Source organism: Tardiphaga sp., assembly GCF_025356345.1.
Classification (GTDB): Bacteria; Pseudomonadota; Alphaproteobacteria; order Rhizobiales; family Xanthobacteraceae; genus Tardiphaga.
This window is the reverse complement of sequence record NZ_JANXTC010000243.1, coordinates 1-10,312: the sequence shown is the minus strand read 5'-3', so window position 1 is coordinate 10,312 and position 10,312 is coordinate 1. Positions and strand designations below refer to the sequence as shown.

Annotated in this window: 13 protein-coding genes; 5 read left to right on the top strand and 8 right to left on the bottom strand. The window is 63.4% G+C overall.

The annotated features are described in order from the left end of the window. The first annotated feature begins 333 nt into the window (after nucleotides 1-333). Nucleotides 334-1,119: a lytic murein transglycosylase gene (locus tag Q0S16_RS14845; RefSeq protein WP_295849546.1), complete on the top strand. Its 786-nt coding sequence runs from the start codon at nucleotides 334-336 to the stop codon at nucleotides 1,117-1,119. Between the two features lie 96 nt (nucleotides 1,120-1,215). After that, nucleotides 1,216-3,009 (top strand): hypothetical protein, encoded by a 1,794-nt coding sequence (locus tag Q0S16_RS14840; RefSeq protein WP_295849545.1) that lies wholly within the window; start codon nucleotides 1,216-1,218, stop codon nucleotides 3,007-3,009. Between the two features lie 17 nt (nucleotides 3,010-3,026). Here Q0S16_RS14840 and Q0S16_RS14835 read toward each other — a convergent pair whose 3' ends face one another. Further along, entirely contained in the window at nucleotides 3,027-3,539 is a 513-nt protein-coding gene (locus Q0S16_RS14835; protein ID WP_295849543.1) for a PAS domain-containing protein, read from the bottom strand. 175 nt (nucleotides 3,540-3,714) lie between these two features. Here Q0S16_RS14835 and Q0S16_RS14830 point away from each other — a divergent pair, with 175 nt between their 5' ends. Then, nucleotides 3,715-4,236 carry a DUF4112 domain-containing protein gene (locus tag Q0S16_RS14830; protein ID WP_295849542.1) on the top strand — a complete coding sequence of 174 codons (522 nt, stop codon included), beginning with the start codon at nucleotides 3,715-3,717 and terminating at the stop codon, nucleotides 4,234-4,236. 13 nt (nucleotides 4,237-4,249) lie between these two features. Here Q0S16_RS14830 and Q0S16_RS14825 read toward each other — a convergent pair whose 3' ends face one another. From Q0S16_RS14825 to Q0S16_RS14800, 6 genes are all read right to left on the bottom strand, one after another. After that, nucleotides 4,250-4,540: a hypothetical protein gene (locus tag Q0S16_RS14825; RefSeq protein ID WP_295849539.1), complete on the bottom strand. Its 291-nt coding sequence runs from the start codon at nucleotides 4,538-4,540 to the stop codon at nucleotides 4,250-4,252. A 249-nt stretch (nucleotides 4,541-4,789) separates the two neighbouring features. Beyond that, entirely contained in the window at nucleotides 4,790-5,170 is a 381-nt protein-coding gene (locus Q0S16_RS14820) for a hypothetical protein (protein WP_295849537.1), read from the bottom strand. A 148-nt stretch (nucleotides 5,171-5,318) separates the two neighbouring features. Then, nucleotides 5,319-5,732 (bottom strand): peptide-methionine (R)-S-oxide reductase MsrB, encoded by a 414-nt coding sequence (gene msrB / locus Q0S16_RS14815; protein WP_295849535.1) that lies wholly within the window; start codon nucleotides 5,730-5,732, stop codon nucleotides 5,319-5,321. A gap of 36 nt (nucleotides 5,733-5,768) precedes the next feature. After that, nucleotides 5,769-6,488 carry a peptide-methionine (S)-S-oxide reductase MsrA gene (gene msrA / locus Q0S16_RS14810; protein ID WP_295849533.1) on the bottom strand — a complete coding sequence of 240 codons (720 nt, stop codon included), beginning with the start codon at nucleotides 6,486-6,488 and terminating at the stop codon, nucleotides 5,769-5,771. A 238-nt stretch (nucleotides 6,489-6,726) separates the two neighbouring features. Continuing rightward, nucleotides 6,727-7,149: a BA14K family protein gene (locus tag Q0S16_RS14805; protein ID WP_295849531.1), complete on the bottom strand. Its 423-nt coding sequence runs from the start codon at nucleotides 7,147-7,149 to the stop codon at nucleotides 6,727-6,729. A gap of 100 nt (nucleotides 7,150-7,249) precedes the next feature. Next, entirely contained in the window at nucleotides 7,250-8,359 is a 1,110-nt protein-coding gene (locus Q0S16_RS14800) for an ATP-dependent RecD-like DNA helicase (RefSeq protein WP_295849529.1), read from the bottom strand. A 186-nt stretch (nucleotides 8,360-8,545) separates the two neighbouring features. Between Q0S16_RS14800 and Q0S16_RS14795 the strand changes: the two genes are divergently transcribed. Then, nucleotides 8,546-8,932 (top strand): DUF4345 domain-containing protein, encoded by a 387-nt coding sequence (locus tag Q0S16_RS14795; RefSeq protein ID WP_295849527.1) that lies wholly within the window; start codon nucleotides 8,546-8,548, stop codon nucleotides 8,930-8,932. Continuing rightward, nucleotides 8,929-9,084 (top strand): hypothetical protein, encoded by a 156-nt coding sequence (locus Q0S16_RS14790; RefSeq protein ID WP_295849525.1) that lies wholly within the window; start codon nucleotides 8,929-8,931, stop codon nucleotides 9,082-9,084. Before Q0S16_RS14795 ends, Q0S16_RS14790 begins: the two co-directional genes overlap by 4 nt. Nucleotides 9,085-9,264: 180 nt before the next feature. On the opposite strand, the gene Q0S16_RS14785 is transcribed toward Q0S16_RS14790, so the two are convergent. Beyond that, on the bottom strand, nucleotides 9,265-10,312 hold a 1,048-nt coding region (locus tag Q0S16_RS14785), incomplete at its 5' end, for a sigma-54 dependent transcriptional regulator (protein WP_295849523.1).

The following is a 10,312-nucleotide window of genomic DNA, read 5'->3' as shown; positions in this document are numbered from 1 at the left end:
AGACTCATCGCGTGCGGAACGCCGGGTGAAACCGGTGAATCCGGAAGTTGCTGTGCGCATCACTACTTGCCGACTACGGCATTCGCGCACAGGCCATGGGTGCATCGGGCACCCGGCGTTCCGCGCGCCCTCTCAGGGGGGGCAGGGAATGCAGCACACCCCGGGCGCGCCAGCGTCGCGGGATTGCAAAGCCGCGTCGCATCGTGCCTTGCCGCGGCGCCTGGCCGCGGCCGGGATTTTGACGGCGGCGCGGATCGCGTGGCATGGTGGCGACCACAGCAGAGGGACATTCGCATGTTGGGACGACGTTTCGTGAAGGTGGCAGGCGCGCTGATGCTGGCGCCGTTTCTGCTGGCGGCGCCGGCGATGGCCGCGCGCTGCGGCGGCGATTTCAACACCTTCGTGGCCTCGATGCAGCAGGAGGCGTCCGCCGCCGGGATCTCGCCGGGCGTGATCCAGACCGCCTTCGCCGGCGTCACCATGGATCCCGCGGTGCTGAATTTCGACCGCCGCCAGCGCGGCACCTTCAACAAGACCTTCGAGCAATATGTCTCGACGCGCGTGGGGCAGGGCCGCATCTCGATCGGGCTGCAGATGCTGCAGAAGCATGCCGCGCTGCTGCAGCGGATCGAGGCGCGGTTTGGCGTGCCGCCGCAGATCGTGGTGGCGATCTGGGGGCTGGAATCCGATTTCGGCCGTGGCGACATCGGCAAGATGCCGGTGATCCGCACCCTCGCGACGATGGCGCATGATTGCCGCCGCACCGAGTTGTTCCAGGGCGAGCTGCTGGCGGCGCTGAGGATTCTTCAACGCGGGGATTTGCTGAAGTCGGACCTGATCGGCGCCTTCGCCGGCGAGCTCGGCCAGACGCAGTTCTTGCCGTCGTCCTACATCAAATACGGCGTCGATTTCGACGGCAACGGCCATGTCGATCTCCGGCATTCGGTGCCCGACGTGCTGGCCTCCACCGCCAATCTGCTGCATACCGCCGGCTTCAAGAACGGCGCGCCCTATGGCGAGGGCACCGCGAATTTTGAAGCGATGCGCGAGTGGAACCGGGCCACGATCTATCGCAAGACGATCGCCTATTTCGCCGATCGCCTGGCCGCCGGGAGATGAAGCGACAGAACGGGTGAACAAGGGCGCGTTGCAATTTTAAGTTGACGGTTTGGCATTTGTCATCGACCCTGTGACCGCCGGTCACAGGGATGCATGATGGCTCGAAAACTCAGCGCGCTGCCGAAAAACCAGAACCGCCCGACCCTGGCCGAGCTGGCCGACTATCCGGTGATGACCAGCTGGTTCAATCCGGGGCTGCTGCTGAAATTGCTCGGCCGGGTGATCACCGCCGATCTGTTCGGCCAATATGCCGACCGCCGCCTGATCGAGGCCGCGCTCGATACCAGCGAGGCCGATGTCGCCGGCCGCGATGATATCTCCGCGCACATGGCCAAGCACCGCGATGCCGACGGCGCGGTGTGGCTGGATTTCGTCGCCGACCTCGGCGACGGTTTCGATGCCACCTATGCCATCGCCTCGCTGCTGGCGCGGCCGCGGCTGGAGCTGACCTATCAGGGCAGGACGCACACGCTGCCGCGCGCGGCGGCGCTGGTGATGGGCGGCGACGAAGTCTATCCCACCGCGACGCGCGACGAATACAGCATCAAGACCCGCGCGCCGTATCAATTCGCCTTTCCGAAGCGCAAGCCCGGCGCGGAACAGCCGCGGGTGATGCTGATTCCCGGCAATCATGACTGGTATGACGGGCTGGTGAATTTCCTTGCGCTGTTCTGCCGCGCCAAGCCGACCGCGATCGGCAACTGGCGGACCTGCCAGCGCCGCAGCTATTTCGGCTTCAAGCTCACCGAACAGGCCTGGGTATGGGGCATCGACATCGCGCTGGTCGCCGACATGGACCAGCCGCAGGCGGATTACTTCGTCGCCATCGCCAAGGCGATGCCGCAGAACGCCAATGTGATCCTGTGCAGCGCCGAGCCCGGCTGGTACGGCGCCGAGCAGGAAACCAATTCCTACCGCACGCTGAGCTATGCCGCGGCGATCGCCGACAATGCCGGCAAGTCGATCAAGATCCCCTTGGTTCTGTCGGGCGACAGCCATCATTACTGTCGCTACGAAAGCGATCTCGGCACGCAATACATCACCTCCGGCGGCGGTGGCGCGTTCCTGCACGGCACCCATCATCTGCCGGATCAGCTCCATGCCGCCTGGCTTCGCCACCAGCCGAAGCCGGTGCTGACGCTGGCGGACAGCTGCTATCCGGACAAGGTGACCAGCCGGCGACTGCTGTCGGGCAATTTCAAATTCCCGCTGACCAATTACGGCTTCTCGCTACTGCTCGGCGCCATCTTCACCATCCTGGGTTTTGCGATGTCGATGCTGCCGCGCGGCGATGTCGGCGTCATCAGTTTCCTGGTGCTGGCCGCCGGCTTCATCGGCTATTCCGGCTATCAGGAAAAGAAATCACTGAAAAAGGCGGTCGGCCTCGCTGTGCTGCATGCCGGCGTGCAGTTCATCGCGCTGCTCGGATTGACCCGGCTGTTCAGCGCTTTCGATGCCGCGACGTTCGGATTTCGGGCGCAGGGACCGTGGTGGGCGTGGCTGATCGAGCTCGGCGTGCCCATGGTTCTGCTCGGCGGCGGGCTCGCCGGCTTCATCTTCGGGTTCAATCTGATGCTGACCTGCCGCTACGCCGACATGAACCACAATGACGCCTTCAGCGCGATGCGGCTGGACGCGTTTCGCAATTTCCTGCGCATCCGCATTCTCGGCAATCAGGTCACGGTCTATCCGATCGGCCTCGACCGCGTGCCGCGGCGGACGGAATGGAAGGACAATCCGGCTTCAACCGGCGATCCGCTGGCGCCGTATTTCATCGTCGACCCCGATCTCGCGCCGAGACTGCTCGAGGCGCCGATCGCGGTCGGTGGCCACGAGGTGGAGCCGACCGCGATGACGGTGAAACAGCCCGGCGAGTTGCCGAAGGAATGAGGCGGTTGGCGCGCGGCTCAGTGCATCGACTTGTCATGGGTGATGTCGATCACCGCGCCGACCATCCGCACCGGCTGGCCAGAGCGGTCCAGCGTGCAACTGCCGCGGGCATAGACCCAGGTCAGGCGGTCGTTCTTGATCAGGCGGTATTCCGCCTCGTACAAGCCGCCGTGGCGCATCGCCTGCGTGATCGCGGCTTCCACCGCCGCGACATCGTCGGGATGAATGGCGCTCAGATAGGCCATGTTGGGCAGGCCGCGCGCGGCGCTGTCAGGATCGACGTCGAAGAAGCCGGCGGACACCGGATCGAGATAGCTGCGGTCGTTGATGATGTCCCAGTCCCAGATCCCGGCGATCAACTCCTGCGACGCCAGCCGTTTCGATCGCGGCAGCTCGAAGGCGTCTTCCTCGGCAGTGCTCTTATAGGCCTCCGCCGCGGCCAGCCGCAGGATATAGGACAGGAATTCGTGCTTTCGCTCCTGGGCGAAACTCGCAATGTCGAGGCACACATCCGCTAATGGTCGTCGCATGTGTCACCCCAGGCCAGTTCCCAGTGGCTGAGAATACATATGTTCAGACATAATTCAATTCGAGAGCGTCTAAATTGGCTGGCGATCCTGTGGCGTCGCCAATGCGAAATGTTCCGCGAACTCGCGCGGCGTGATGCCGCTTGCGCAACCGCATGGCGCTACCCATGTGACCGGAATGTTGAATGAACAGGTTTTTCCACGCACCGCCCAACGGCACCGGCCGACCGGCTCGGCGACGCGTGGTCCGATTATCGATCAGGACGGGGTTGAGCTTCGTCCCGAGCAGGTCGGTCCTGGCGCCGGCGGCTTTCGCTTTGATTTCAACGGTTCGTCGAACCCGTTCGACAATCTGACGCGCGAGCAGCGCGTGGCGCGGCTGGAAGCACTGGCGAAACTGCTGGATGTTGCCTTCGTGGTGCCCGGTACCAATATCCGCTACGGCATCGACGGGCTGATCGGGCTGGTGCCGGTGATCGGCGACATCATCACCACCGCGATCTCGCTGTGGCTGGTGAAGGAGGCGAGGGCGCTGGGGGCGCCCTGGCATGTCACGGCGCGGATGCTCGGCAATGTCGCCCTGGATGGCGCCGTCGGCATCGTGCCCTTTGTCGGCGATGCCTTCGACGTCATGTTCCGGGCCAACATCCGCAATATGCGGATGTTGCGGAAGTGGCTGGATAAGCAACCAAGGATGTAGAGGAGGGGCCGGCTTACGCCGCGTCGGCGTCGTCGGTGGCCGGTTCGGCCACGGGCTCGGGAGCGCGGCGTTCCAGCGGAAAATCCTCGCTCTCATACAGCGTGCGGATGCCGCTCTGGTCGAAGCGGGCCTCGTCGACCTGCAGATAGGCGCCGTTCAGCGAATCCGCCGGAAGCTGTTCGATCGCGAATTGCACCGCGGCGGCCGCGGTGTCGAAGCGGCGATAGGCAAAGCCGGCGCGCTTCTTCTTGCGGATGGCGGCGGGAAACAATTCTGCGGCGGTGTTGTAGCTGAAAGCTGCCATGGTCAGTGACCTCAAATGAATGTACGCAACGAAACGACGCCTACTTCGCGACGGCAGCCGATTGGCAGCGCGCGGAACATCATTTCTGGACAGACCCTGATATAAGCACGTTTCAGCGGAATGCGACAGCCGGAACGCAGCATGATGAATCGCTGATTCCCGCTGGTAAGATCGTCGTAATACAAGTGATTGGAGTGGTTTACCGGACAAAAGCGGTGCGGCAGCGGGCTCCGTCGCGCCGAATTGTTGTTATTGCCCGGTCATATCCGGAAGCGGAACGATCTTCAGCGGCGTGGTATAGGGCTCGACGCGCAGCGCATCGCCCGACAACAGCCCGATCTGGCGCAGCGGCGCCTGTTCGAGCGCGCCGGCCTCGGCCTTGCGCACGGCATATTGCCAGGCTGTCAGCGTGCCCTTGGTCGCCAGATGCCGCGCCACGCCGCCGGCATTCTTGCTTTCGAACTGCGACAGTTCTTCGTCATTGATGCCAATGATGATTTCGTCGCGCGCGGTAATGACCTTGAACAGCATGACCTTGTCGGTGGCCAGCGCCGGATGCGCGATCACGGTTTCGAGGATCAGGCCTGCCAGTGCAAGGCCGAGCAGCCAACGGTTGGAACGGGTCGACATAACGAAGCTCTCTTATTGTTTTTCAAAAGTGCACGCCGATAGGGCATGTCGTAATTTGAGGCAGTGTTGCTGGCAGAGACAGAAACGCCCCGGCGACCAGCAGGTGGTCACACGGGGCGGTTAACAAATTCCATAAGACTGGATGTATTTACTTCGGCTGTAGTTTCAAGGCCGCCGAGTTGATGCAATAGCGCAATCCGGTCGGTCCCGGACCGTCCGGGAAGACGTGTCCGAGATGGCCGTTGCACTTCGAGCACAGCACTTCGGTGCGCACCATGCCGTGGGTCACGTCGCGCTCCTCGTCGACATGGCTCTCCAGCGCTGGTTGCGTGAAGCTGGGCCAGCCGCAACCGGAATCAAATTTGGCGTCGGATTCGAACAGCGTCTGGCCGCAGCCGGCGCAGACGAACGTCCCTGGCGTGTGGTCATGTTCGTACTCGCCCGAACCGGGCCGCTCGGTCGCCTTTTCGCGCAGCACGGCGTATTGGATCGGGCTCAGTTCGCGGCGCCAGTCGGCGTCGCTCTTCTCGACCTTGCCGGACGTTGTTTTAATATCGCTCATTGGGTCTCCTTCCAAAGTCGCTGACGGCGCCCGCGGTCAATTCGTGACCTTGGCATTGCTCACCAGCGTCGGCTTTTCGATGTAATTTTCGGCAAAGATCTTCTTCAGATTCTCGACCTTCGGGATGTCATTATAGGCGATATAAGGCTGGTTGGGGTGCAGCGTCAGGTAGTCCTGATGATAGGCCTCGGCCGGGAAGAAGCCGGCAAGCGAGCCCACCTTGGTCACGATCGGCTTCTTGTAGACCTTGGCAGCGTTGAGTTGCGCAATATAGGCGTCAGCAACCTGCTTCTGTTCGGCGGTGGTGGCAAAAATTTCCGAGCGATATTGGGTGCCGCTGTCGGGCCCCTGGCGATTGAGCTGCGTTGGGTCGTGCACCACGGAGAAATAGATCTGCAGGATCTTGCCGTAGCTGATCTTCTGCGGGTCATATTTTATCTGCACGGATTCGGCGTGACCGGTGGTGCCGCTGCTGATGGCGGTGTAATTGGCGGTCGACTTGTCGCCGCCCGCATAGCCTGAAACCGCGTTGACGACGCCATTGGTGTGCTGGAACACGCCCTGAACGCCCCAGAAACAGCCGCCGGCGACCACCACGGTCTGCAGGCCGTCGGCGGGTTTGGCGTCCATCGCGGGAGCGGGAAGGATCACCGCCTCCTCCGCCGCGAAGCTCGGTGCGACGAAAACGGATGAAATGGCCAGCGCGCCGACGGCGGCGGCGCAAAGCGACAAGCGGCTGAAAGTGGATCGGCGCATGGGATGTCCTCTGGAATGCAAGGCCGGATAGGGGCAGTCTAGACCGTGACGCCGGCTTCGCAATTGCGATGTGGGGTCCTGTTTTAGAGATACGTAGCGGCGGCCCGCTCGTTACGGGAATTTGCACACGAGTTCGTGAAATGGAAAGGCCGGCACGGCCATCGTAGCCGGGCCTTGCCAATTGCCCAGCAAAAAGCCGCGGGACCGGTGTCCCGCGGCTGGCTGATGGCGCGCGCTGCTATGGGCAGGAATAGCGATTGCCGTCATTGTTCAGATAGGTGCCCGACCTCGGATCATAGGACCGGTAGCGCTGCGAACAGTAACTCGCACCCTGCTGGGCCTGCGCATTGGATTGCGCCGCGCCCGCCGCGATGGCGCCGCCAATCAGCGCGCCGACGGCAAGGCCACCGATCAGCGCGCCATTGCCGCCGCCGCCACGGTGGCCGTAGCCGCGACCGCCGCGATAGCCGCCGCCATAGCCGTGGCCGCGACCATAGCCGCCGCCGCGATAATACTGCACATTCTCGGTCGGCAGCGAGGTGGTGGTGGTCTGGGCCAGCTTTGGCTGCGCCATCAACGGCGCCGAAATCGCCGGGACCGAAAATGACAGCGCGGTCGCGCCGATCAGGGCGACCGACGTCAAGGTCTTGAGATATTGCATCGTAACTCCTGCATGTTCTGGATACAGGGCCAACGGGAACCGGACGGCAACGTTCCAGGCGATACGGTGATCGTCCTGCGTCAGAACACCGCGCGGCGCGTCAGATCACGATGCTGAGTCGCTTTGCTGCCCGGGTGATGCCGGTATAGAGCCAGCGCGCGCGACTTTCCTGGAACGCGAAGCTTTCGTCGAACAGCACCACATCGTCCCATTGCGAGCCCTGGCTCTTGTGTACGGTCAGGACATAGCCGTAATCGAACTCGTCATAGGGCTTGCGCTGATCGTAGGGCAATTTGTCGACGCCGCCGGTGAAGCAGTCCGCGCGCACCGACACCTTCGTAACCTTGCCGCCAAAGTCCTCGTCGGGCGACAGCCGCATGCCTATGATCTGCGACTTTGACACCAAGCGCGCCTTGACCCGCCACAGGCCGCCGTTGAACAGCGCCTTCTTGCGGTTGTTGCGCAGGCAGACCAGCTTGTCATCCGCCACCGGCAAGGGATCCTCGATGCCGAGGCGCAGGCGAAATCGCGTATTATAGGCGCGCCTGGTATTGTTACGTCCGCACAGCACCTGGTCGGCGTCCATCACGCGCCTGGGATCGAGTTCGGAGCGCGAGATCACCTCGCTCTCGCCATAGCGGCCGATATCGAGCTCGCGGCCCTCGCGCACATCCATCGACATCCGCACGATGGGGTCGTTCTCGGCCTGGCGATGCACCTCGGTCAGCATCACATCGGGCTCGGCCTCGGTGAAGAAACCGCCGCCCTGGATCGGCGGCAGCTGTGCGGGATCGCCCAGCACCAGCAGCGGGCAATCGAACGACATCAGGTCGCGGCCGAGATCGGCATCGACCATCGAACATTCGTCGATCACGATCAACTTGGCTTTGGAGGCGGGGGCGTCGTCCCACAGCTCGAAATTCGGCTGTTCCTCGCCGGATTCGCGGGCGCGGTAGATCAGCGAATGGATGGTGGAGGCGCCGTCGCAGCCCTTGTTGCGCATCACCAGCGCCGCCTTGCCGGTGAAAGCCGCGAATTTCACCTCGCCGTCGACATTGTCGGCGATATGGCGGGCCAGCGTGGTCTTGCCGGTGCCGGCATAGCCAAACAGCCGGAAGATCGGCGGCGTGCCGTTCTTCCCGGGCTTGGCTTTCAGCCAGTCATCGACGGCTTTCAGCGCGGCGTCCTGATGCGGGGTAAAACTCGGCATGGCGTCTCGGGAGGCAGGACGGGCAGGGGCTGCCGCGACTCACCGGGCAAGCTAACCATTCGGGCGGTCGGTGCAAGCACCGCCGCGCCACCTTGCCTGGTTGCCCAATCCGGCGAGATGCCGCAGGTAGAGGGTCGGTGCGGTGAACCGGCCGTCAGGCCTGCCTTGCCCCGAAGGAGGTGATGCGTGGAACGAAGACTGCTTCAGGCGGCGATTGCGCTGACCGGCCTCGCCGCGGTGGGCTTCGGTCTGGCCGGCGTGCTGATCGGCACCAGCTTCAGCGGCGGCATCACCGACGTGACCATGGACAGCTATGTCCGCTTTCTCAAGGGCATGCTGCTGGCGATCGGGCTGATCTACTGGTCGGCCATTCCGGCCATCGAGCAGCATGGCGAGCGTATCGCCGGGGTGACATTTATCCTGGTGCTTGGCGCCGTTCCGCGATTGCTGGCGGTGATCGCGCACGGCTTTCCCACCATCGGAATTCTGCTCAGTCTCGTCGGTGAGTTGGTGATCGTGCCGCTGATCTGGCTGTGGCAGCGCCGCCTGGCGCGGCGCGGGCTTGCTGCATGAAACGGCTGGCGACCTGGGCCCTGGCCGTGATCGGCGCGCTGTCGATCAGCTACCTCGCGCTGTACGCCTATGCGATGTTCAACCGGCCGCGACTGGTGCCGGGCGAGCCGATCCAGATTTTCCGCAAGCCGGACGCGCCGAAATATTCGTGAAAAAGCGAGTCTTTATCGGGAGTGCATTGGCTTCTCCACGTCATTGCGAGGTCAGGGAAAGCCAATTGGCTTTCCCCTTAGCGAAGCGACGCGGCAATCCAGAGGCCACAAGCAAAAAAGACTGGATTGCTTCGTCGCAAGGGCTCCTCGCAATGACGGCTGAGAGGCTTTTGCCTTCGCCTAGCCCATCGCCCCCATTACCGCGCGATAATCGCCGGAGCCGGCAGGCGTAATCGGCAGGCCGCCATCGGCGTATTCGTTCAGCTTGTTGCGCAGGGTGCGGATCGAGATGCCGAGAATATTCGCGGCGTGGGTCCGGTTGCCGAGGCAATGCTTCAGCGTTTCCAGAATCAGATCGCGCTCGACATCGGCGACGGTGCGGCCGACCAGCGCGCGCGTCACCTGTTCGGCGGCGAAGGTGGCATGCGCCACGGCCGGAACGGTCTTGGCGAGGTCGAGCCGGTCGCCATCCGGGGTCAGGATGGCGTCGGCGCCGATCTCGTCACCATGGGCCATCAGCACCGAGCGGTGGATGGTGTTTTCCAATTCGCGGACGTTGCCCTGCCAGCGATTGACGGTCAGCACGCGGCGCGCTTCCGCCGAAATCGGTCGCACCGGCACGCCATTGGCGTCGGCATATTTCTTGGCGAAATGCTGCGCCAGTTCAAGAATGTCAGCCGGGCGTTCGCGCAGCGGCGGGATCTTGAGGTTGACGACGTTGAGCCGGAACAGCAGATCCTCGCGGAAGGTTCCTTCACGCACGGCGTCGGTCAGGTTGCGGTTCGAGGTGGCGATGATGCGGATGTCGATCGGTACCGGACGGGTGCCGCCGACGCGATCGATGACGCGCTCCTGGATCGCGCGCAGCAGTTTTGACTGCAGCCGCACGTCCATCTCGCTGATTTCGTCGAGCAGCAGCGTGCCACCGGTGGCTTCCTCGAACTTGCCGATCCGGCGCGCGATGGCCCCGGTGAAGGCGCCTTTCTCGTGGCCGAACAATTCGGATTCCAGGAGGTGCTCGGGGATCGCGGCGCAGTTGATGCTGATGAACGGCTTCTTGGCGCGGTGCGAGCGGGTGTGAACGTAGCGCGCCAGCACTTCCTTGCCGGTGCCGGACTCGCCGGTGATCATCACCGAGGCGTCGGAGCCGGCGATCTGCTGCGCCAGCCGCACCACCTTGGCCATCGCCTCGTCGCGGTAGATCAGGTCGCGGGAATCATTGGCGACC